The following is a 22,829-nucleotide window of genomic DNA, read 5'->3' on the forward strand; positions in this document are numbered from 1 at the left end:
GGTCGTCGTTTTTTGACTTCTGTAGAGTTACACCAACAAGCGGAAGCGGCACAGCGAAAAGCCCAAGAGTCAGAAGAACGGGCGCGGCGGGCGGAAGAAGAATTAGCCGAGGAAAAATTGCGATCGCAACGTCTCGCCGAACAGCTAAAACGCTTAGGCATTGACCCTGATTCACAGGTATAAACTATAAGCCTGGTAGGGTGCGTCAGAGCGAATACATCAGGTCAATAATCATCTTCTCGACTGACGCACCATCACTGACGCACTGCACATTTCTAATCTAAAGAAAAGCCGATAGATGGGCGCGGGTACGTTGTCCCCAAAACCGATAATTATTCATCATCATCTGATGCCAACTCCGACTGTTGCTGAGACTCTTCTAGGGCGATAATTTCTCGTAATAACTGTTCCTCTTCTTCCTCGAAATCTTCCTCTGAAATATCGCCCATATCATAGGCTAATTGAAGAGCCAAAAGACGCTTATTTAAATTTTCTTTATCGTCTAGTTCAGCATCAGCGCGTTCTAAGATTTGTTCACCTATCCATACAATACCATCCAGGGGAGCGGTCAGAGGGGCGAGTAATAATCGTAAAACCATAGATTTATCCTCTCATTAATCAAGTTGTGTGAAATTATAGGGGGCTGTAAAATTATTATAGCGAATCCTCAGCCGTTTGGGAAAGTAATTGTCGATTTCCTCCACCTTCTGACTAAACTTTTCTTCACTATTCCAAGGAATTAAATAGGCGGCGTTATAAATCATTAAATCCGTCATCGATTCATTTTCTACATAATCTAAAGCCAGGGGAATTAAGCCATCTTGAAAAGCGGTGATAATCTCATTTTCGCGGTCTAAAATGTTTGACTCTATCTCCCGACCAATAGCAATCACTTCATCCATACTGAGGGGTTGACCTTCCAGGCGATCGCGTCTTTCTCTCAGGTCTTGATTTTCCTCCATTAAAGCATTAAGTTCAGCGGTTTCATTCCAAAAAACCTTCACCCCCACCTCGCGATTACCCTCCAACTTAACGAACAGTTCTTTCAGTCTTTCATGATAAGGATTAACTAACTGTTTAGCTACCGCATCCCAATCAGAAACAATCAAGCCAAATTGCAAAGGTAGTATCGTCCTATATCCCTCCTGCATCATGGCTTCTAACACCTTTTCATGACCTAGCAAATTCCTGCGGCTGGCCAAATACCGTTCCTGTTGCGCCTCGGAATACAGAAAAATAAACCCATCAATTTCATGAGTATAAACTGGCTGATTATCTAAGCCTTGCAAATGCCAAGACTTCAGCTTAGTTTTCGGTAAAATTCCGTATAAATACAGACTGTAACTCATATTAGTCACTCATCAAAAAGTAATTATCAGCAGTCTAGCACCTATCACTAGCCCCCCACAACCCAAAACTTGCCCATGGGATAAATTTGGGTAATCCCTAGGCTATAATAGAGGCTTTGATGTTAGCACCAATCTCAGCTTGGCATGAATCAGGTTAATTTGGGCTAAACCCAGATCAACACTTCCCTCTACTACTATACCCGTATTCAGAAGGCGATCGAGAAGTTCCAAGATCGAGGGATTTCCCAAGGACACCCCTGGGTAATAGCCACCGGACTTAGGGAGAAGGGAACCCAACTCCGACAGTTCGATATTCAAGTCTGCTGGGTCGATATCAAAAATTTCGCAGAGGTCCAACACCTGCGCCTCCAATTTACGCAGACTTTCGGCCGCGCGGTCAAGTTCTTCATCTGTTAGGGTATCAGCTTCCATGCGCCGGATAACTTGCGCTTCCATCAGCTGGCGGATTAATTCAACCACGGTAAGGAGTAGGGGGGCTAAACCTGCATCCTTACCAGATGATTTGGGAACCAAGGCTGTTTCTTCTGGACTTGACACTTGTGATTCTCATTAAGGTTCGGCTTGCTGTCAATCCTAGCAGATAGGAGATACTATCCGCAATACATAGCTAGGCCAATTATGCCCAAATTGATCTGATGTTCACAGTCTCAGTGCCACCAGATCATAATTTGACCACTAACTACTATGGTATTATGGTGATCGTGCGTCATATTTAGGTTGAAATATTTTCATAAGTGGCTGTATAAGTGACTTAGCAATTTATACGCCCTAAATATATATTGGTGTTTTCCAAATCGTAACCATGACAATTTACACTCCAGACTGGGTAAAACATTCGGTATTTTATCAAATTTTTCCTGACCGTTTTGCCCAAAACCAATTACCTCGACCCTCAGTTATTAGTCATCCTAAGTGGGAAGATTGGCACAAACCACCCACTTTGCAGGGGTATAAAGGCGGTAACTTGTGGGGGGTAATTGAACACCTCGACTATCTGCAAGATTTGGGGATTAATGCGATTTATTTTACCCCCATATTTCAATCAGCCAGTAACCATCGCTACCATACCCATGACTATTATCAAGTTGACCCGATTTTAGGCGGTAATCCAGCCCTGCGAGAATTGATAGATGCTGCCCATAGTCGCCATATTAAAATCGTCCTAGATGGGGTTTTTAACCATGCTAGTCGAGGCTTTTTCTTCTTTAATGATATCCTAGAAAATGGCCCTCACTCTCCTTGGTTAGACTGGTTTAAGGTGGAAAACTGGCCTCTGTCTGCCTATGATGGTAGTCAACCCGCCAATTATGTCGGTTGGATGAATAACCGGGCTTTACCGGAATTTAATCATGAGCATCCCGATGTGCGTGAATATATTATGGCGATCGCCGAATATTGGATTAACTTTGGTATAGACGGCTGGCGTTTAGACGTTCCTTTTGAAATAGAAACACCCGGATTTTGGCAAGAATTTCGCAGTCGTGTCAAAGCCGGTAACCCGGAAGCCTATATCGTCGGAGAAGTGTGGACAGATGCCCGTCAGTGGCTCGATGGCAGCCAATTTGATGGCGTAATGAACTATCTATTTACCGGACCTACCATCGCCTTTACAGCCCAATCCAGAGTCCGTAGAGAATTAGTAGAAGCGCCTTCTTATTATCCCTATCCTCCCCTTTCCGCCGCCGAATATAGCAGTAAAATCCAGGAACTTCTTGCTCTCTATCCTTGGGAGATTCAACTCACCCAACTTAACCTACTTAATAGCCACGATGTCGCCCGTTTAATTACCATAGTTCAGGAAGATCAAGCCAGCGTTAAACTCGCTACCTTACTATTATTAACCTTCCCGGGCGCTCCCAGTATATATTATGGTGATGAAGTCGGTTTACCAGGAGAATTTGACCCCGATTGTCGTCGTGGTTTCCCGCCCCAAGAACAATGGGATTTAGACTTACTAGAATACCACAAAAATCTCATCACCCTCCGCCATAAATACCCGGCTCTCAGAATCGGGACTTATCAAGTTCTCTTCGCCCAAGATCTAGTTTATAGCTTTGCCAGAATTTTAACCACCAATTCCCCGGAAGGTCAGGAAGAATTAATCATCACAGTTAATAGTAGCTTAGAATCTGCTACAATTAATATACCAGTTCCCCAACTCACCACTAAACCTGAAAGAGTTGTCTATGGAAATTGTACCGCCCGCTGGCTTAATTTAGAGGGAGAGAATCATCTGGAACTGATATTACCCCCTCGCAGTGGTTGTATTCTAGCCAACCGTTAAAACTCTGCCTGATCAGCCTATTATTGCCATGAGTAAACATCAAAACTCCATCCTCACTGAAATCAAAGACCTCACCAATTCCCTATATCCCCGTTTAGTAGAAATTCGTCGTCACATTCATGCACACCCAGAACTTAGCGGTCAAGAATATCAAACCTCTGCATATATAGCGGGGGTATTATCTTCCTGTGGGTTGCACATTCAAGAAGCGGTAGGAAAAACCGGAGTAGTAGGGGAATTAAAAGGAACTGGTAACCATCATCAATGGTTAGCAATTCGTACTGATATGGATGCCCTCCCTATTCAAGAATTAACTAACCTAGAATATGCCTCTCGTCATCCCGGCGTAATGCACGCTTGTGGGCATGATGTACATACTACGGTAGGATTAGGTACAGCGATGGTTTTATCACGCCTACAGGACTCGCTACCGGGGGCTGTGCGATTCTTATTTCAACCGGCTGAAGAAATCGCTAGGGGTTCCACTTGGATGGTAGAAGATGGGGTAATGAATGACGTTATATCTATCTTTGGATTGCACGTTTTTCCGACTATTATGGCGGGGTGTATTGGCATTAGAGTAGGGGCATTAACAGCGGCGGCGGATGATTTGGAATTGACTATTTTGGGAGAGTCTGGACATGGTGCGCGTCCCCATGAAGCCATTGATGCAATTTGGATCGCCGCCCAAGTAATTACGACTCTACAACAGGCAATTAGTCGCACTCATAACCCCCTTAGACCAGTGGTATTAACTATTGGTCAAATTACTGGCGGACGTGCTTCTAATGTGATTGCGGATCAGGTAAAATTATTGGGAACAGTGCGATCGCTTCATCAATCAACCTATGAAACTTTACCAGCATGGATAGAGAATATAGTAGCTAATGTTTGTCAAACCTATGGGGCTAAGTATCAAATGAACTATCGCCGGGGTGTTCCCAGTGTGCAGAATGATCCAGCCTTAACTCAATTAATCGAAGCCTCAGTTAGGGAAGCCTGGGGAAATGAAAGTGTAGAAATTCTCCCGGAACCTTCTCTGGGTGCGGAAGATTTTTCGGTGTATTTAAATTATGCACCGGGCGCAATGTTTCGCCTAGGAATAGGACAACCAGACCAACCAAATTATCCCCTACATCACCCTAAGTTTCAGGTAGATGAATCAGCAATTAAAACCGGAGTAGTTACCCTAGCTTATTCAGCTTATCAGTTTTGGCAAAAGCGTTGTCAATAAGACCATAGCCACCAATTTACCTATGGTCTATTTTGATTATTCATCTTGGGGTGATGGATGTTCTAGGGTCTGTTTCGCCTGTTTAATTTGATCAAAGAGGGTCGCGCGCGATCGCACAGATTTCTCCATAATTAAGCGATCGATGCCATACTTAGCCTTGAGTTGATCTCGAACCTCCTTAGATACAGGTTCAGGGGGCGCTTGAAAATCTGCGGCTGTATACACCGGAAGCCGCGACCCCAAAACTTCAATAGGCATATCAGGAAGTCTAACCAAAAAATATTCTCGTCGCCTGCGAATAGTTTGGGCGCGGTTTTCCATTTCGGTCAGAATAGCCATCACCTGAGACAAATCATGAGATACCATCGCCATTTGTACCTCAACATCTCCCAGGGGAATTTTTAAGGCCTGCGCCCTTTCTAACACATCTGGCGGCAAATGTTCCAAACTAGGGGGGTTAATCGCCGCCTCTATATGGGCTAGAGTATTCCTAATCTTCTCCTCAACTTCCCTAACCTGTAGAATTTTAGCCTGTTCGGGAGGAACATGATCAACCATATTCTTTAGTTCAGTGGCGGCAGCTTCTAATTGAGCGATCGCCTGTTGAATATAGCTATAATCCATATATCAGTCTCCATCATCAAGTTCTTGGGTAGACTGCCACCCAGGTTCCCACAGATTACGATCTTTAAGCTGTTTAGCATTCAACCAAAATCTAACTGTCGGGTCACAGGAAGCCACCAACTCCGCAAAAACCAACTGACCCTGATTTTTACGGTTAACCACCTGAAAATGTCGCCATCCCCAAGTTTTTTGGGTAGCCGTCCATTTAGAACCCACCAGATAGGGAAATTTTGTCTTTTTTGGCATTACCAGTCCATATTCTTAATTCCTGATTCTGCCATAAATTTTCACCAGACAACAGCCCACCCACACAGAACATGATTCAACCGTGACCTATCATCCAAGGGCGATCGCACCTACTTTGTTTATATCGGGGAGATGATGGTTGGCGATCGCTTTTCACCAATTTGGGTTCTTTACTTTCTCCCCGTCGCAAACTTAACCCCCTCGAATTCAAATTAATATTGGGCGGCGAAAAGATTTTTTCACTCTGATTTTGGCATTGAGGACAGGCAACCGGAGTTCCCACCTCCGCCAAAGTCTGCCATGTTTCAAACTCTCCGCAATTAGCACAACGAAATTCATACAGTGGCATTTTCTTTATTCTCCTTATCTAACTGCCCCCAGTTCCCAATGACTAGGGGCGATAATTACACTACTAAGTTGGCAAAATATTGCGATCAAAAATCTCCGTTGGTATTGCCACGGTACAACAAGCATTCGGAATATCCACAATACCACTAATTCGACCTTCTACCGGGGCTGAACTCAATAGCAAATAAGCCTGTTCTCCCGTAAATCCAAACTTTTGCAAATATGCGATCGCATTCAAACAAGCCCGACGATAGGAAACATGAGCATCCAAATAATACTGTTTCCCAGTAAACTCATCAACCGAAATTCCCTCAAATACCAAATACTCCGAATAGCGAGGTTCCACCGGACCAGGTTTAAAAATCGGATTCACCATTGCATACTTTTCCACCCCTCCTTTAATCAGATCAACATGGAGGTCGATATATCCCGACATTTCAATAGCGCCACAAAACGAAATTTCCCCATCTCCCTGGGAAAAATGAATATCTCCCATAGACAATTTCGCCCCCTCTACATACACCGGAAAATAAATCCGCGACCCCCGCGACAAATTCTTAATATCGCAGTTTCCGCCATGTTCCCGAGGTGGAACCGTCCGCGCTGCTTCCGCCGCCACCCGCTCAAATTCCGACCCAGTTAATGTTCCCAAAACCGCATTTTCTGGGTTGGGTAAAGCCGCCAGAGGTGGAATTTCTGGTTTCCAAACCGGACCCCCTGTTTCTACTAATTCCCTTTCCCGTTTATTCCACTGCATCAACAGTTCATAGGAAGGCGCACAGCCAATTAATCCAGGGTGAGTAATACCCGCAAAACGTACTCCCGGAATATGGCGAGAACTCGTATAAATTCCCTGTAAATCCCAAATAGCTTTAGCTGCATTCGGAAAATGATCAGTTAGAAAACCACCCCCATTTTCCCGCGCAAAAATTCCCGTAAAGCCCCATTCATCTCCCTGTAATGCACCAATATCCAGAATATCTACAACTAAAATATCTCCTGGTTGGGCACCGTTTACATAAATCGGCCCACTGAGAACGTGAACCACACTTAGATCTACATCTCGAACGTCGTCGGGACTATCATTATTTTTGATTTGTCCGTCTGTCCAGTCCTTGCATTCAATCCGAAAAATGTCTCCCGGATTAACAGAAACCACCGCCGGAATGTCTGGATGCCAGCGATTATGTCCCGGCATTTCTTGTTCCGACATTGGTTTAGTTAGATCAACTTTAAATAGTGTTTGCGGCATTTTTTTCCTGATTACCCTTCATCATGATGGTTTTTTAATCAACAAAACTTAATGATTCAATTCTTTTTGAATCTTAGTCTCTCGATGTTAAGACATCTTCACCTATTTCCTAGATAACAAAATGTAATTTTAGATACAAAATATCAATTTATCTGGATATTTTTAATAATGATAATCATTCTCTAAAATCTCAGAACCTGCTATCTCAAACCTGCCCAAAGTTAGAGTTTCCTAAATCATGACAATATTGGGGTATAAAAAACTCAAAAGTTTACCGATTTTTTATTTACAAATTCCCCAACTTGACCTATATTTATAGCATGGGAATATGTGGCGGAATATATATGGCTTTTGGCTGCCTACTGTTTAAGTTAAACCCCGGCGAGTCATTACCCATAAAATCGGGAATTGCAGTTAGCGACATTCCCACAACTGTCCTCAGCAAAAAAAGGGGAATTCATCAATTCCCCCCATATATTTCCCAAGTCATAATTTACATTCAAGATGATTATCGAGCAAAAACCCCCACCCCGTAATAGCAGGTTGAAGCATTACAGTTAGCCATTGTTACCTCAACCTTAAATCGACCACTCCATTTGGGGTCAACTTCTACCATGGGGTAGTCATCAAGGGCGGTATCAGAGTCAATCAGATTGTTATTTTCATCATAAAGCGATAAGTCTATATCTCGACAATCTTCATCACAAACGCCGACCAGAATGTAAGATGAACCCGAATTTAAGTTCAGGTAGAGATAATCCTTTTGGTTATGACCAATATCACCCAAATATGGTTCATGACTAAGCTGATAACTCCCCGAAATTCCCAAAGCCACTCCCGCTTGCATCAATTGTTGACGCACTTGTTGAACGAAGCGGTTATCTGAAGCCGCACCAGGTAGCCCTAGGGTAATTGCCATAGCAATACTGATGGCTAAAGTGCTGTAACTTGCCACATTACGTGATGGTTTGAATCTTAGTTTCATATAGGCTCGACTAAGTATATGAGGTGGATTAACTCGATTATATCCTCTCCCTCTTATTGGCAAGTAAAGGGGGTTACTTTTTAATGAAAATTTAATCATTTAGGCTATGGTAAAGTCATGGCAAAATATATGCTGTCCCAGGGTGCGGCTCTCAATTATTGACACAGTGATAAAGTGCGATCGCCTTTCCCGTAGACCCTCCACCAGTCAGTTAGGGGAACCCAAAAAATCCCAAAAATCCCCCCATTTTTCCTTGACAAATCTCCGAACTTGACCTATACTTAGAGAATGGGAATCCGTGCCGACATATATATCGCTTTTCTGGGACTTTTCCATGTCAAAGTCGGAGCAGTTAGCGAACCACCCCGACACCATTAATTAATCAGCCAGCCAGTCTACTTATTAATCAGTTTTAGCAACTTCAAGCCAGACTCCCGACCCCCTCCACAAACCGAAAGATACTACTATCTTCCAAGTTCAAACTCGTCACACCCTCAATAATACCGACAATTTTATCAGTCTCGCCAATTTGGTAAATAGCAGTAGCATTAGTAAATCCCAGGGGTAAATCCCCTATGCGATAGTTAGTAGCATTACCCAACAAAACCATCACATCTTGATTCATCTCCCAATCAGCCACCACAGTATAACCCTCACCGGGAAGCATCACAAAAGTATCATTTCCCTCTCCCCCATTCAACGTATCAATTCCCTCGGAACCCCCATACAAGATATCATTCCCCTTATCACCAAACAACAGAGAATTACCCTCACCCGCCACTAGAGTATCATGACCTTGACCGCCATAGAGAGTATCACCAGAGCTACCACCAAACAGGATATCATCATCCTTATTTCCCAACAAAGCGTCACGACCGGAACCCCCAACTAAAGTATCATTTCCCTGACCCCCAAATAGGGTATTATTTCCTTGCTGTCCATCGAGGTAGTCATCCCCTTCAAAACCTAGTAAAGTTTCATCAGAATCACTACCCATAATCACATCATCCCCATCACTACCAAACCACTGATTAGGGAAAGGTTGAGTAATCGAGTTATTAGCAGAAAGTGGCGGCGCTTCCGGTATTGCAGGTATCACCTCACCCACATCAACCAGTAAATTAATCGGTTCCATGACTGGGGGTTCCGGTTCACTCACAGTTTCCGTATCCTCGGAAGCCTCAGGAGAACTCACAGAAGGAAAACTCGGAAATTGAATCGGCACAAAAATCGGTTGTTCAAAGACTTCGGGTTCCTCAACAACTAGTTCGGTTTCCGGCTCCTCAACAATAGGTTCGGGTTCGGTTTCCGTTTCCGGTTCCTCAACAATAGGTTCTGGTTCGGTTTCCGTTTCCTCAACAATAGGTTCTGGTTCTGGTTCCGTTTCCGGCTCCTCAACAATAGGTTCTGGTTCGGGTTCCGTTTCCGGCTCCTCAACAATAGGTTCTGGTTCCGTTTCCGGTTCCTCAACAATAGGTTCTGGTTCGGGTTCGGGTTCGGGTTCGGGTATCAGATCAAATGCCTGGATTGCCATACTATAGTTATAAGCATCAACTTCATCAACACCATATACGTGAATATGATAGGTTCCTGGTTCGAGTTCATTTAGGCTAATCCGATCTTGATTACCAGATTCAATCAAAACCCCTTCGGCATCATACAGGTCTAATCCTACCTCTTGATTCATATAAGGATACAAACGCCAAATTAAGATATCATAACTTACTCCTCCCGGCTGATTGATCTCAAACTTGAACCAGTCAGAATCACCAGAATGAATACTAAGATCACCCGAAGAATTCCATTCATTGTCTGAGAGCAAACCCAAATCTGTAGCCATTTCAAGACTGTCATTGGGTTCAAAATCATCTGGAATTACTGCCATGGGAGGCTCAATGATCAGAGTATAGTCATGATTTGTTGCTCCCTCATCGCCATACACCTGAACATAGTAAGTTCCAGCTTCAAGTGCCTCTAAACTAATCCGCTCCCCATCACCACTAATGGAAGTGTCAATCAAGACTCCTTCAGCATCATACAGGGCAAAATTCAGATAGTTACTAGAGTAGTCATAGTGCCTAACTGAGACATAATCACCTACTCGTCCAAACCTATCTATCTCAAACTTAAACCAATCCGAGTCTCCAGAGTGAATACTCAAGGCATTCCAGAAATAAGAGGGAGGATCAAATCCATGTGAGAATACAGAAGTCCACCAATCCTTTGACAAAAATCCCAAATCTGTGGCAGTTTCCATACTATCGTTAGGTTCAAACCTGTCTGGGAATGCCTCTAGGGGAGCCTGAATATTGATGCTATATTCAGGGTTAATTGCTCCGTCATCGCCATAGACCTGGATATGGTAAGTGCCAGCTTCCAGTCCTTCTAGGCTGATCGAAGTACCACTGGTTGAATCTTCAATCAGGACTCCCTCAGCATCATACAGGGCAAAATTCAGGTTGTAACCACGGTATGAGGCGGAGATTAAAACATAATCATAGGTTCCGCCAGTCTCAGTAATATCAAACTTGAACCAGTCTGAGTCCCCAGAGTGAATACTCATACCACTCCATGAACTAGACGGGTATGGTAGAGTGTCATAACAGTACAACTCATCTTTTGGATATAAGCCTAAATCGGTGGCGGTTTCCAGACTATCGTTAGGTTCAAATTGATCTGGTTCATCTTCGGTCCTAGTGATATCCCAGGGAACGTTAATAGAGAGACTGTATTCAGGATTAAGAACACCCTCATCGCCATATACCTGGATATAGTAAGTTCCGGCTTCTCGTCCCTCTAAACTAATTCCCGACAAATAATAACTAATGCCAGTTTTCATCAAGACTCCCTCAGCATCATATAGGGAGAATTTTAGGGGTTCATTAGAGTAGGAGGAACGAATTGATACGGAATTATACCCTCTTCCGGTTTGAGCCATCGCAAACTTAAACCAGTCGGAGTCTTCAGCATGAATACTGAGACCAGACCAGGTATTATCTTCAGATAGTAAGCCTAAATCTGTAGCTGTTTCCAGACTATCGTTAGGTTCAAATTCATCTGGGGTAATAGTTCTATCCCAGGGAACGTCGATATAAAGGCTATAGTCAGGGTTAGTAATACCTTCATCTCCATAAACCTTAATATGGTAAGTACCGGCTTCTAGTCCCTCTAAACTAATATACTCCCAATCATCACTACTGGAAGTCTCAATCAAGACTCCCTCAGCATCATACAGAGAGAAATTTAGGGGGTCATCGTAATCGGAACGAATTGATACGGAATTATACCCTCTTCCGGTATTGGCGATCGCAAACTTAAACCAATCCGAGTCTTCGGCATCAATACTGAGACCATACCAACGATTTGATTCAGATAGCAACCCTAAATCGGTGGCGGTTTCCAGACTATCGTTAGGTTCAAATTCATCTGGGGTAATAGTTCTATCCCAGGGAACGTCGATATAAAGGCTATAGTTAGGACTAGTGATGCCTTCATCCCCATAAACTTGAACATGGTAAGTTCCTGCTTCTAGTCCCTCTAAACTAATAAACGACAGCTCTTCATCACTGTTGGAAGTGTTAATCAAGACTCCCTCAGCATCATACAGAGAGAAATTTATGGGGTCATCGTAATAGTACCAACAATGAATTGATACCCAATTCTCATATCTTCCGGTATCGGCGATCGCAAACTTAAACCAGTCCGAGTCTCCAGAATGAATACTGAGGTTATCCCAACAATTCCATTCAGATAGCAAGCCTAAATCTGTAGCTGTTGCCAGACTATCGTTAGGTTCAAATTCATCTGGGATAATCTCGAAGAGAGCTAGATCATCCCCCAAATTACCTTCAGATAGCAAGTTTAAATCGGTGGCGATTTCAATGGTATCATTTTCAATGGTATCATTGGCTTCAAATTCATCTGAGGTGATAGTTATGTCCCAAGGAGCATCGATCCAGAGGCTGTAGCTAGAGCTAGTGTCTGCATCATATCCATAAACCTGAATATGATAAGTTCCCGCTTCTAGTCCCTCTAAACTAATATCCTCCCAATCATCACTACTGGAAGTCTCAATCAAGACTCCCTCAGCATCATAGAGGGCAATATTTAGGTTTTCATCGTACCCAGAATGAATTGATAGGACATTATAAGCTCTTCCGGTTTGAGCGATCGCAAACTTAAACCAATCTGAGTCTCCAGCATGAATACTGAGACCAGACCAGTTATTCCATTCAGATAGCAAGCCTAAATCGGTGGCGGTTTCAATACTATCGTTAGGTTCAAATTCATCAGGTGTACGATCCCAGGGAGCTGTGATGCTAAGGCTATAATTAGGGTTAGTGCTACCAGGATCTCCATAAACCTTAACATGGTAAGTTCCAGCGTCTAGCCCCTCTAAACTAATTGTACGCACATCATAGTTATTAACTAAAATGTCAATCAAGACCCCCTCAGCATCATACAGGGCAAGATTTAGGTTTGGATCTAAGTAGACAACGGGAGCATCTAGGTAATCATAAAATCCCATAGGAATAATTGATACATGATCATCAGGTCTTCCAGTATCGGCGATCGCAAACTTAAACCAGTCGGAGTCTCCCTCATGAATACTGAGACTATACCAGTCATTCAATTGAGATAGCAACCCTAAATCGGTCGCGGTTTCGAGACTATCATTAGGTTCAAATTCATCTGGGATGATATTGTTGACAGCTTCATCAGGCATTTTAATTTCTCCATGAAACGAAATGTATTTAATGTCTATTCGTCCCCTCAGTCACGGTGATGGGTATACTTGAGAAATCGGACACGACAAACCCGACTCAAGATTTCCTTAAACTTCTACCCTGAGTCACGTTTTTTATATAGATTCAACCGCTGGTTTCTTTGCTGTTAGCAGGAGATGTGGTAGGTATTGATTCACCCCCACCCATAACCCAAGAGGGTTCCGACTTTGATCGCTGTTTCTCTACTTGTTTCTCAAAAGCACGCCGTCTACCAAATTGGTTTGATTATCAGTAGATTAGCTTGATTATATCCTATCAATCCAGTTGGGAAGTTATCCGATGAATTTTTAAGGAAAATTTAATCATTTAGGCTATGGTAAAGTCATGGGAAAATCTATGCTGTCCCAGGGTGCGGCTCTCAATTATTGACACAGTGATAAAGTGCGATCGCCTTTCCCGTAGACCCTCCACCAGTCAGTTAGGGGAACCCAAAAAATCCCAAAAATCCCCCCATTTTTCCTTGACAAATCCCCGAACTTGACCTATACTTAGAGAATGGGAATCCGTGCCGACATATATATGGTATTTTAGGGGTTTGTCGGTGGTAAGGAAAAGCGAAAAGGTTTGTTAACAGTGGTGAAAGGGCGATCGCCTTGAGGAGAAGAGGGGAAGGGGAGAAGGGGTAGAGATAGCGATCGCCCGAAAAGAAACGGTTGTGTGGTTGTTGATGGTTAGGTAGTGGGAGAGGGGGCTAGTGGCAGTGACGAACTGAGGAGATTTCCTTAAAATAACAGGTAAGGACTAATCTTCATAAGGAGGAGAACCAATCTCATGAGACTTTTACACACAATGCTGCGGGTCGGCAACTTGGATGAGTCGCTGAAATTTTACTGTGATATTCTGGGAATGAAGCTGCTGCGACAGAAAGATTATCCTGGGGGAAAGTTTACCCTAGCCTTTGTGGGATATGGGGATGAAGCTGATCATAGTGTCATTGAACTGACCTATAACTGGGGCGTTGATAGCTACAACCTGGGGGACGGTTACGGCCATATTGCCCTCGGTGTGGATGATATTTATAGCACCTGTGAGCAAATTCGGGCAGCAGGGGGTAAAATTAGCCGAGAACCAGGGCCGATGAAACACGGATCAACAGTGATTGCTTTCGTGGAAGACCCGGACGGGTATAAAGTTGAATTGATTCAACTGGGAACCCAGGGCTCGGCTGAGGCAAGTAAACAGTTAGCAGTAAACAGTTAAGATCTGAACGGATAAGGTGATCGATTGCCCATAGTAGGATAAAATCCTTGGGGCAATCGGCTCTGGTGGTCCCCAGAAAAATACATCGGCAACATCTATTTGAGAGTCATAATTCCCCGTTCCCTATTTGGTGTCAATAAAAATAAGCAATGCAACCGACCGATCCGAGTAAATTTACAGATAAAGCCTGGGAAGCGATAGTAAAATCCCAAGATGTTGCTCGTCGCTTCCAAAATCAGCATTTAGAAGTGGAGCACGTGGCGATCGCCGCCTTAGAACAAAATGGACTGGCTAATAATATATTAGGGCGGGCTGGTTTTAATCCCGAACAGGTCCAGCAACAATTAGAAGCCTTCACCAAACGGCAACCCCGAGTCGGAACTATTGACCATCTCTACCTAGGTCGTGGGTTAGAATTGATGCTAGATACGGCTGAAGCGACGCGGTCTGCATGGCAAGACCGCTACATTGCTATTGAACACCTGATTATTGCCCTAGCAGAAGATGATCGCGTCGGTCGTAGGATTTTGGGTAGTGGAAACCCCACCAGAGCCACACCAGGAAGACCAGGGTTCGATCGCCCTACCAATGACTCCAAAGCTACAGTCCGGGAGAAACTGGAAGAAGCCATCAAATCCATGCGTGGCAGTGCTAAAGTTGACAACCAGAACCCGGAAAATAGTTATGATGCCCTGAGTAAGTATGGCCGAGATCTAACCGAATTGGCTAAGGCAGGGAAACTAGACCCGGTGATCGGACGGGATGAAGAAATTCGCCGGGTGGTTAGTTGTCTGTCCAGACGAACCAAAAATAATCCGGTGTTAATTGGAGAACCGGGAGTCGGTAAAACAGCGATCGCCGAAGGGTTAGCCCAACGCATTGTTAACGGAGATGTGCCAGAGTCCCTCAAAAACCGCCAGTTGATTTCCCTGGATATGGGTAGTTTAATCGCCGGAGCCAAATATAGGGGGGAATTTGAAGAAAGACTGCGATCGGTATTGCGGGAAGTTACCCACTCCGACGGTCAAATAGTCCTGTTTATCGACGAACTACATACCGTCGTGGGGGCAGGATCGGGTTCTGGAGGTTCGGGAATGGATGCCGGAAACCTGCTTAAACCTATGTTAGCCCGGGGAGAATTGCGCTGTATCGGTGCTTCTACTGTTGATGAATACCGTAAGCATATCGAAAAAGACCCAGCCCTAGAAAGACGATTTCAACAGGTCTATGTTGATCAACCTAGTCCAGAGGATACCGTGTCAATCCTGCGGGGGTTGAAAGACCGTTACGAACGCCATCACGGGGTCAAAATTACTGATTCCGCATTGGTGGCGGCGGCAATGCTGTCCGCGCGATATATTAGCGATCGCTTCCTTCCTGATAAGGCGATCGACCTAGTAGACGAAGCCGCCGCCCAGTTGAAAATGGAAATCACCTCCAAACCCGTGGAGTTAGAACAAATTGAGCGTCGCCTCATGCAGTTGGAGATGGAAAAACTCTCCGTCGAAGGGGAAAGCCAAAGAAGTACACCCCCACGCACAGGGGAACAAGATCGAACTGCTGATCTGGGTTTAAATATGCGTATCCAATCCCTACTGCAAGAAATTAACACCCTCAAAGACAAGCAGAAAACTCTATCGTCCCAGTGGCAGAGTGAAAAGGAACTCCTCGAAGCTATTAACCGCCTCAAAGAAGAAGAAGAAAAACTGCGGGTGCAAATTGAACAAGCCGAACGCGCTTATGATCTCAATAAAGCAGCTCAGTTAAAATACGGCCGCTTAGAGACTCTTCACCACGACCGAGAGGCGCGGGAGGCAGAATTGTTAAAATTGCAGGCTCAGGGGTCTTCCTTGCTGCGAGAGCAGGTGACAGAAGCCGATATTGCTGCCATTGTCGCTAAGTGGACGGGGATTCCCGTTAATCGCCTGTTGGAGTCCGAACGACAAAAATTATTACAATTGGAATCCCATTTACATCGGCGCGTAATTGGTCAGCAGGAAGCCGTGGAAGCTGTATCTGCCGCTATTCGCCGCGCTAGGGCGGGGATGAAAGACCCCGGACGGCCTATCGGTTCGTTTCTGTTTATGGGACCCACAGGGGTCGGTAAAACTGAGTTGGCTAGGGCTTTGGCGGAGTTCCTCTTTGACAGCGAGGAAGCTATGATTCGCATTGATATGTCCGAATATATGGAAAAACACGCTGTCTCTCGGTTGGTGGGTGCGCCTCCGGGATATGTGGGCTATGACGAAGGCGGACAACTATCAGAAGCGGTCCGCCGCCATCCCTATTCAGTGATTCTATTTGATGAGGTGGAAAAAGCTCATCCTGATGTCTTTAATATCCTCTTACAAGTATTGGATGATGGCAGAATTACTGACTCCCAAGGACGATTGGTGGATTTCCGCAATACGGTAATTGTCATGACTAGCAATATCGGCGGTGAGTATATTCTGGGGGTGGCTGGGGATGACTCTCGCTATGGGGAAATGTCTGCTTTGGTTATGCAGGCTTTGCGATCGCATTTCCGACCCGAATTTTTGAATCGGGTAGATGAAATTATCCTCTTCCACACCCTCAGTAAAGCTGAATTGCGCGATATCGTTGCCATTCAAATGCATCGCCTCCAAAGACTTTTGGCTGATCAAAAAATTGCTCTGGATTTATCACCTGCTGCTATTGATCATGTGGCTGATGTGGGTTATGATCCTGTTTATGGGGCTAGACCTCTGAAACGGGCGATTCAACGGGAGTTGGAAAATCCGATCGCTAACCTGATTTTAGAGCAGAAGTTTGTCACGGGCGATACTATTCAAATTCAGGTGAAAGATGGAACACTCACTTTTGATCATCCCTTGAAGACACCAGAAGCCCCATTAAATCAGGGTCAGTTGACCATGTTACCAGTGGCAGTCAACAGCCCAGGCGATGATAATTAAAATCTTTAAGTGTGCCGTCTCTATCTCGAATTGCCAAGGAAGACTCCCGTGGAAAGCCTAGCAGAATAGCGATAGTGTTAATATCCTACGATAGGAAGTTAATCATGATCCAGTTAACAGTAGCAATTCCTACCTATAATGGGGAAAACCGGTTGCCAGAAGTGCTCGAACAGTTGCGATGTCAAAGGGCGACCGAAAGCATCCGTTGGGAAGTTCTCGTCGTGGATAATAATAGTTCCGATGGTACGGCAGCAGTGGTACAGCAGTTTCAGAAGGACTGGCCCCAAGAAGTCCCCCTGCGATATGTGTTAGAAACTCAACAGGGTTTAGCATTTGCGAGGAAGCGATCGGTGTCTGAGTCCCAAGCTGAGTTGATCGGTTTTTTGGATGATGACAATATACCTGAATTAAATTGGGTAGCTGAGGCGGTTAGATTTTCTCAAGAAAACCCAAAGGCGGGAGCCTATGGTAGTCAAATTCACGCCATATTTGAGGTAGAACCGCCCCCTAACTTTAATCGAATTAAACCATTTTTCGCCATTACGGAATTAGGGAAAAATCCGAGGCTTTATAATGCTCGAAAAAATCTCTTGCCTCCAGGAGCAGGGTTAGTTATTAGGAGAGAGGTCTGGAGTGAATTTGTGCCAGACAAATGTATCTTGAGTGGTAGAGTTGATGGCAGTATGTTGGGCGGAGAAGATATAGAGGCTTTATCCTATATTCAACGCAAGTCCGACTGGGAAATTTGGTATAATCCCCAAATGCAGGTCGATCATAAAATTCCTAGAAAACGTTTGGAGATTGAGTATTTGATACCCTTATTTCGGGGAATTGGATTAAGTCGTTACGTCACTCGTACAGCGGGAGTTAAGCCAATTTTAAAGCCTGTTTTAACAACAGCGTACTTGGCAAACGACTGTCGAAAATTGCTGCTTCACGTCCTCCGTTACGGTGTGTCGGATCTGGATGATATTGCTGCTTGTGAACGAGCCTTATTAATGGGGAGTTTAAACAGCTTTTTTTATTTGTGGTATAACGGTTACTTAAAGCTAGACAAAAAAACAGCAACTCTGCTAATACTACTGTCAGTGCAGTTGTTCATGAGTAACCAGAATTTGCTCTCAGCTTGCACTACTCCCTAAGCAAACATATTAACAGTTTCAATACCTCCAATCTAGTATATCTTATGCTAGGACATCTCAAGTCTTCATTTGGTCCCAGTTATCCCACCAACTAGTACAAACTTTAGTTATGACCCAGGATTCATTTTCTCTCACGGTAGCTATTCCGACCTACAATGGAGCGCAACGCTTACCCGAAGTATTAGAGGCACTTCGTCATCAAAGCCATAGGTCAAAAATTGACTGGGACATTGTGGTTATTGATAATAATAGCACTGATACAACTCATCAAGTGATTCAAGCTTATCAAAGCAACTGGGAGAAACATTATCCCCTCACCTACTATTTTGAACCCAAGCAAGGACCAGCTTTTGCTAGACAACGAGCAATTAAAGAAGCAAAAGGACTTTATATCGCTTTCCTAGATGATGATAATATTCCAGCAACAAGCTGGATTTCCTCTATCTATGAATTTAGCCAAAACTACCCCCAAGCGGGAGCATTTGGCGGACAAATTAACGGCGAATATGAAGTAAAACCTCCTGAAAACTTTAAACAAATTGCCGCATTTTTAGCGATTGGCGAACATGGCAATCAACCCTTTCGCTTTGACCCAGATAATTTAATATTACCACCAACTGCTGGATTAGTGGTTAAAAAACAGGCTTGGCAAGAAGCTGTTCCGAAAACCCCTCAACTTGTTGGAAGTCAGAGGAATTTTTTGGCGCGAGGAGACGATTATGAGTTATTGCTTTATCTACACAAACAAGGCTGGGAAATTTGGTATAATCCCCAGATGCACATTAACCATAAAATTCCCGCGTTTCGATTAGAACGCAATTATTTATTATCCTTAGCGCGTGCCTGTGGTTTAGCCACTTTTCAGTTACGGATGATTAATGCTAAAACCATAGACAAGCCAGTGATTTTTGTCAGGACAATTTTGGGCAATCTCCGCCGTATTATTAAGCAACGACTGAAGTATGGAGAAATGCTGAAAAGTGAACTAATTCCAGCAGTTGAAATGGAATTTTATCGGGGTAGTATGATGAGTGTCTTGGTTGGGCTCAACAATGTCTGGAATGCTAAATTCGGGTCTGTAGAAAAGTCAGAGGATCAATAAAATGCCCCAAATATCAATAATTATTCCTGCCTATAATGCTGATAAGACGATTAAGGAAACCATTGATTCCGTTATCAATCAGACCTTTAAGGATTTTGAAATAATTATAATTAATGATGGGTCTACTGATAGAACATTAGATATTATTTCCAGTATTAATGACCCGCGTATTCAAGTATTTTCTTATCCCAATTCAGGGGCTTCTGTTAGTCGAAATCGAGGATTTTCTAAAGCCAGCGCTCAGTATATTGCTTTCTTAGATGCTGACGATTTATGGACCTCTGATAAATTGGAATTACAATATGCAGCACTTGAAGCAGATCCAGAAGCATCTGTAGCCTATAGCTGGACAAATTATATTGATCAATATGGTGAATTTTTATACCCGGGATTTCATCAAAGCTATCAAGGCGATGTTTATTCCATATTATTAGTGAAAAACTTTCTGGAAAATGGTTCTAATCCTTTAATTACCCGTCATGCTTTATCAGCAATTGGAGGTTTTGATGAGTCTTTGAAGGGTGGGCAGGATTGGGATTTATATTTGCGTTTAGCTGCCCAGTATAAATTTGTTTGTATATCTCAAGCGCAAATCTTATACCGCATATCTGAGCATTCGATTTCCTCTAATATTGAGCGTCAATAATCTTCCTGCTTATTGGTACTTAACAAAGCGTTTAACAATGCTCCCAGCTCCTTAAAAAATCTGAAAAAAGATAGCCTTTCACACTTATATAGTTATCTAACTTTTAAATCACTTGAATCGCCATTAACGAGAAAAAAAGCAAGGATAGGAGCGAGATGTTTTTGGATGTCTATTTACCACGATCCTGGTTTGATCAAACGTCGCTCACGTATGATGGCTATCGTATTTGTGAAAATCATGGTAGGTCTGATGTTACCCAACGGACAGGCTGAACCTTTACTTAAATTCGTTAAAGAATTTAAAGGATTTTTCCCCACAACTCATAACTCTAAAAATTTATCTCATTAGCCACATGAGTGATACTGTCAAAATCTACGCAGTTACTATAATTAGCGATCTACAGCACACCTTCCATGGATCTCGTTTTGATGGCCTCATTTGAGAATTATCGTCTGATCATTCCTTTCCTGGGTCTGATTCATGGGTCTGATGCTACCATATATATCGATTGTCCATGATCCATGGTTGATATACGGAAATCCGAATCATCTCATGGGGGTGATCCATGCCCATGATGTCATGGCGATCGCCCAAGATCAGGAAATGATAACTATGTATATGTGAGAAATAACGCCCATGACCGTACTTGAACAGGGAACAATCACGATCCATACTGAAAATATCTTCCCGATTATCAAGAAATCTCTCTATACTGATCATGAGGTATTCTTGCGGGAATTGGTTTCTAACGCGGTAGATGCGATCGCTAAATTAAAAATGGTGGCCCGCACCGGAGAATATTCCGGGGACATCAGCAACCCACAAATTACCATTGCGATCGACAAAGACGCTAAAACCCTATCTGTTAGTGATACTGGTATCGGTCTCACCGCCGACGAGGTTAAAAAATATATTAACCAAGTCGCCTTTTCCAGCGCCGAAGAATTTATCCAAAAATACCAAGCCACCGACGGAGAAGCCATCATCGGCCACTTTGGTCTAGGGTTTTACTCCTCATTCATGGTAGCCAAACAAGTAGAGATCGACACCCTCTCCTACAAAGAAGGCGCAGAAGCCGTCCATTGGACCTGCGACGGTTCCCCAGAATTCAAATTAGAAGATTCTGCCCGCACCACCCGTGGGACTACCATCACCCTCACCTTGATGGATGATGAATTAGAGTATCTCGAAACCAGTCGCATTCAGCAACTGATTAAAACCTATTGCGACTTTATGCCCGTCCCCATTATTATGGACGGCGAAACCATCAACCGCCACACAGCGCCCTGGCGTGAGTCTCCCAATAACCTCACCAAAGAAGATTATTTAGACCTTTATCGTTATCTGTATCCTTTCCAAGAAGAACCCCTGCTGTGGGTTCACCTGAACACTGACTATCCCTTCATTGTTAACGGTATTCTATACTTCCCCAAACTGCGGCCTGATGTTGATGTCACCCAGGGCAATATTAAACTATTTTGTAATCAGGTTTTTGTCAGCGACCACTGCGAGGAAATTATCCCGAAATTCCTGATGCCTTTGCGGGGTGTAATTGACAGCACCGATATTCCTTTGAATATCTCCCGTAGCGCCCTACAAACTAACCGCACAGTCCGCAAAATTGCTGACTATATCGCCAAAAAAGTAGGCGATCGCCTCAAAGAATTATATCGAGACAATCGCCAAGAATATATCCGTTGTTGGCAGGATGTTGGTACTTTTATCAAGTTCGGTTCCCTCAATGACGATAAATTTAAGAAACAGGTAGAAGAGATTCTCATCTTCCGCAGCACTTATAAACCCCCCACTGAGTCCGGGGAAGCTCAAACCCCAGAAGTACAAGTCCAAAGCGAAGATGGGGATGTTTGGGAAGAAGTGAAAACCGAAAAATCCCTTAGCACTGATGAACAGGGACGCTATTATACTACCCTCAGTGAATACCTAGAACGCAATCAATCCCGCCACGAAAACCGGGTTTTTTACTGCACCGATGAAGCCGCCCAAGCTACATACATAGAACTGCACAAAAGTCAAGGTTTAGAAGTGCTATTCCTCGACTCATTTATCGATACCCATTTTATCAGTTTCTTGGAGCGGGAACACTCAGAGGTTAAGTTTTTGCGGGTAGACTCGGAACTTGATGAGACTCTCATTGAAAAAGATAAGCCAGCCGAAATTGTTGACCCCAAAACTAATAAAACCCGCAGCGAACAAATTAAGGAGTTATTTGAGAAGTCCCTCAATAAGCCACGGGTGAATATTCGCACGGAATCTCTCAAATCTGAGGATACCCCGCCCGCCATGGTTTTACTACCGGAAGCCATGCGCCGTTTACAGGATATGACCGCCTTATTGCAACAGCAGAAGGCTGATTTCCCCGAAGACCATATTTTACTGGTAAATACTGCTCACCCTCTCATTCAAAATCTGGCTAATTTAAGTCAGGGTAGCATTATTCAAGAGGGCGGTTCTTCCCCCTCAGAAGAGTTGGCAAAAATGATTTGTCACCATGTTTATGACTTAGCATTAATGGCTCAAAAAGGCTTTGATGCTGAAGGAATGAAGGATTTTGTTGAACGTTCTAATCATGTTTTAACTCGGTTAACAGAACGGGCCATGTAAACATTAGGGGACAATTCACTAATTGTCCCCACCAGATAGGGGAATTTGGTG

The 22,829-nt window shown here is 43.8% G+C and carries 19 protein-coding genes and 1 pseudogene; 11 read left to right on the forward strand and 9 right to left on the reverse strand.

Features of this window, described 5'->3' with window-relative positions; genetic code table 11:
* Positions 1 to 183 (forward strand): annotated as a pseudogene (locus tag P5683_RS08405) (Uma2 family endonuclease); the annotation flags it as partial.
* 149 nt (positions 184 to 332) lie between these two features.
* Here the strand turns inward: P5683_RS08405 and P5683_RS08410 are convergent.
* The 3 genes from P5683_RS08410 to P5683_RS08420 all read right to left on the reverse strand — a co-directional run bounded on the left by P5683_RS08410 (position 333) and on the right by P5683_RS08420 (position 1,907).
* Positions 333 to 599, reverse strand: a complete 267-nt coding sequence (locus P5683_RS08410) for a gas vesicle protein GvpG (RefSeq protein WP_006616263.1) — start codon at positions 597 to 599, stop codon at positions 333 to 335.
* A gap of 15 nt (positions 600 to 614) precedes the next feature.
* The gene (locus P5683_RS08415) at positions 615 to 1,349 is read right to left on the reverse strand and encodes a GvpL/GvpF family gas vesicle protein (protein WP_006626108.1); all 735 of its coding nucleotides are present in this window, start codon (positions 1,347 to 1,349) and stop codon (positions 615 to 617) included.
* Positions 1,350 to 1,451: 102 nt separating this feature from the next.
* Positions 1,452 to 1,907, reverse strand: a complete 456-nt coding sequence (locus P5683_RS08420) for a gas vesicle protein K (protein ID WP_006616265.1) — start codon at positions 1,905 to 1,907, stop codon at positions 1,452 to 1,454.
* 265 nt (positions 1,908 to 2,172) lie between these two features.
* On the opposite strand from P5683_RS08420, the gene P5683_RS08425 reads away from it, so the two are divergent.
* Entirely contained in the window at positions 2,173 to 3,654 is a 1,482-nt protein-coding gene (locus P5683_RS08425) for a glycoside hydrolase family 13 protein (protein ID WP_006626107.1), read from the forward strand.
* 28 nt (positions 3,655 to 3,682) lie between these two features.
* The gene (locus P5683_RS08430; RefSeq protein ID WP_315639664.1) at positions 3,683 to 4,888 is read left to right on the forward strand and encodes a M20 family metallopeptidase; all 1,206 of its coding nucleotides are present in this window, start codon (positions 3,683 to 3,685) and stop codon (positions 4,886 to 4,888) included.
* A 36-nt stretch (positions 4,889 to 4,924) separates the two neighbouring features.
* On the opposite strand, the gene P5683_RS08435 is transcribed toward P5683_RS08430, so the two are convergent.
* The 6 genes from P5683_RS08435 to P5683_RS08460 form a co-directional block, all read right to left on the reverse strand.
* A complete protein-coding gene (locus P5683_RS08435) occupies positions 4,925 to 5,512 on the reverse strand; it encodes a hypothetical protein (RefSeq protein ID WP_006626105.1) in 588 nt (195 codons plus the stop codon).
* 3 nt (positions 5,513 to 5,515) lie between these two features.
* Entirely contained in the window at positions 5,516 to 5,758 is a 243-nt protein-coding gene (locus tag P5683_RS08440; protein WP_006616785.1) for a TIGR02450 family Trp-rich protein, read from the reverse strand.
* 76 nt (positions 5,759 to 5,834) lie between these two features.
* A complete protein-coding gene (locus P5683_RS08445; RefSeq protein ID WP_006626102.1) occupies positions 5,835 to 6,107 on the reverse strand; it encodes an FmdB family zinc ribbon protein in 273 nt (90 codons plus the stop codon).
* 63 nt (positions 6,108 to 6,170) lie between these two features.
* The gene (fmdA, locus tag P5683_RS08450; protein ID WP_006626101.1) at positions 6,171 to 7,358 is read right to left on the reverse strand and encodes a formamidase; all 1,188 of its coding nucleotides are present in this window, start codon (positions 7,356 to 7,358) and stop codon (positions 6,171 to 6,173) included.
* A gap of 508 nt (positions 7,359 to 7,866) precedes the next feature.
* Positions 7,867 to 8,343 (reverse strand): hypothetical protein, encoded by a 477-nt coding sequence (locus P5683_RS08455; protein WP_035759673.1) that lies wholly within the window; start codon positions 8,341 to 8,343, stop codon positions 7,867 to 7,869.
* Between the two features lie 421 nt (positions 8,344 to 8,764).
* Positions 8,765 to 13,069, reverse strand: coding sequence for a pre-peptidase C-terminal domain-containing protein (locus P5683_RS08460; protein ID WP_315642393.1), 4,305 nt, complete (start codon positions 13,067 to 13,069; stop codon positions 8,765 to 8,767).
* Between the two features lie 832 nt (positions 13,070 to 13,901).
* Here P5683_RS08460 and gloA point away from each other — a divergent pair.
* From gloA to htpG, 8 genes are all read left to right on the forward strand, one after another.
* The gene (gloA, locus tag P5683_RS08465) at positions 13,902 to 14,330 is read left to right on the forward strand and encodes a lactoylglutathione lyase (RefSeq protein ID WP_006669071.1); all 429 of its coding nucleotides are present in this window, start codon (positions 13,902 to 13,904) and stop codon (positions 14,328 to 14,330) included.
* 149 nt (positions 14,331 to 14,479) lie between these two features.
* Positions 14,480 to 17,266: an ATP-dependent chaperone ClpB gene (gene clpB, locus P5683_RS08470; protein WP_006626092.1), complete on the forward strand. Its 2,787-nt coding sequence runs from the start codon at positions 14,480 to 14,482 to the stop codon at positions 17,264 to 17,266.
* A gap of 104 nt (positions 17,267 to 17,370) precedes the next feature.
* A complete protein-coding gene (gene hpsE / locus P5683_RS08475; protein WP_008050307.1) occupies positions 17,371 to 18,408 on the forward strand; it encodes a hormogonium polysaccharide biosynthesis glycosyltransferase HpsE in 1,038 nt (345 codons plus the stop codon).
* 109 nt (positions 18,409 to 18,517) lie between these two features.
* Positions 18,518 to 19,510 carry a hormogonium polysaccharide biosynthesis glycosyltransferase HpsE gene (gene hpsE, locus P5683_RS08480; protein WP_008050309.1) on the forward strand — a complete coding sequence of 331 codons (993 nt, stop codon included), beginning with the start codon at positions 18,518 to 18,520 and terminating at the stop codon, positions 19,508 to 19,510.
* Between the two features lies 1 nt (position 19,511).
* Positions 19,512 to 20,156: a glycosyltransferase gene (locus tag P5683_RS08485; protein ID WP_008050311.1), complete on the forward strand. Its 645-nt coding sequence runs from the start codon at positions 19,512 to 19,514 to the stop codon at positions 20,154 to 20,156.
* A 165-nt stretch (positions 20,157 to 20,321) separates the two neighbouring features.
* Entirely contained in the window at positions 20,322 to 20,504 is a 183-nt protein-coding gene (locus tag P5683_RS08490; protein ID WP_228116532.1) for a hypothetical protein, read from the forward strand.
* Positions 20,505 to 20,645: 141 nt separating this feature from the next.
* A complete protein-coding gene (locus P5683_RS08495; protein ID WP_315639661.1) occupies positions 20,646 to 20,780 on the forward strand; it encodes a hypothetical protein in 135 nt (44 codons plus the stop codon).
* Positions 20,781 to 20,792: 12 nt separating this feature from the next.
* Positions 20,793 to 22,778 carry a molecular chaperone HtpG gene (gene htpG, locus P5683_RS08500; RefSeq protein ID WP_006626091.1) on the forward strand — a complete coding sequence of 662 codons (1,986 nt, stop codon included), beginning with the start codon at positions 20,793 to 20,795 and terminating at the stop codon, positions 22,776 to 22,778.
* Positions 22,779 to 22,829: the final 51 nt, after the last annotated feature.

It is taken from the genome of Limnospira sp. PMC 1279.21 (assembly GCF_032349615.1).
Taxonomy (GTDB): Bacteria; Cyanobacteriota; Cyanobacteriia; order Cyanobacteriales; family Microcoleaceae; genus Limnospira; species Limnospira fusiformis.

Bases quoted from the DNA above. Each gene is read 5' to 3' on its own strand.
- P5683_RS08425 (WP_006626107.1), top strand. From the start codon at position 2,173: ATGACAATTTACACTCCAGACTGGGTAAAACATTCGGTATTTTATCAA.
- P5683_RS08495 (WP_315639661.1), top strand. From the start codon at position 20,646: ATGCTACCATATATATCGATTGTCCATGATCCATGGTTGATATACGGA.
- fmdA (WP_006626101.1), bottom strand. From the start codon at position 7,358: ATGCCGCAAACACTATTTAAAGTTGATCTAACTAAACCAATGTCGGAA.
- gloA (WP_006669071.1), top strand. From the start codon at position 13,902: ATGAGACTTTTACACACAATGCTGCGGGTCGGCAACTTGGATGAGTCG.
- P5683_RS08490 (WP_228116532.1), top strand. From the start codon at position 20,322: ATGTCTATTTACCACGATCCTGGTTTGATCAAACGTCGCTCACGTATG.
- P5683_RS08485 (WP_008050311.1), top strand. From the start codon at position 19,512: ATGCCCCAAATATCAATAATTATTCCTGCCTATAATGCTGATAAGACG.
- P5683_RS08460 (WP_315642393.1), bottom strand. From the start codon at position 13,069: ATGCCTGATGAAGCTGTCAACAATATCATCCCAGATGAATTTGAACCT.
- hpsE (WP_008050307.1), top strand. From the start codon at position 17,371: ATGATCCAGTTAACAGTAGCAATTCCTACCTATAATGGGGAAAACCGG.
- P5683_RS08430 (WP_315639664.1), top strand. From the start codon at position 3,683: ATGAGTAAACATCAAAACTCCATCCTCACTGAAATCAAAGACCTCACC.
- hpsE (WP_008050309.1), top strand. From the start codon at position 18,518: ATGACCCAGGATTCATTTTCTCTCACGGTAGCTATTCCGACCTACAAT.
- P5683_RS08440 (WP_006616785.1), bottom strand. From the start codon at position 5,758: ATGCCAAAAAAGACAAAATTTCCCTATCTGGTGGGTTCTAAATGGACG.
- clpB (WP_006626092.1), top strand. From the start codon at position 14,480: ATGCAACCGACCGATCCGAGTAAATTTACAGATAAAGCCTGGGAAGCG.
- P5683_RS08415 (WP_006626108.1), bottom strand. From the start codon at position 1,349: ATGAGTTACAGTCTGTATTTATACGGAATTTTACCGAAAACTAAGCTG.
- P5683_RS08410 (WP_006616263.1), bottom strand. From the start codon at position 599: ATGGTTTTACGATTATTACTCGCCCCTCTGACCGCTCCCCTGGATGGT.
- htpG (WP_006626091.1), top strand. From the start codon at position 20,793: ATGACCGTACTTGAACAGGGAACAATCACGATCCATACTGAAAATATC.
- P5683_RS08445 (WP_006626102.1), bottom strand. From the start codon at position 6,107: ATGCCACTGTATGAATTTCGTTGTGCTAATTGCGGAGAGTTTGAAACA.
- P5683_RS08435 (WP_006626105.1), bottom strand. From the start codon at position 5,512: ATGGATTATAGCTATATTCAACAGGCGATCGCTCAATTAGAAGCTGCC.
- P5683_RS08455 (WP_035759673.1), bottom strand. From the start codon at position 8,343: ATGAAACTAAGATTCAAACCATCACGTAATGTGGCAAGTTACAGCACT.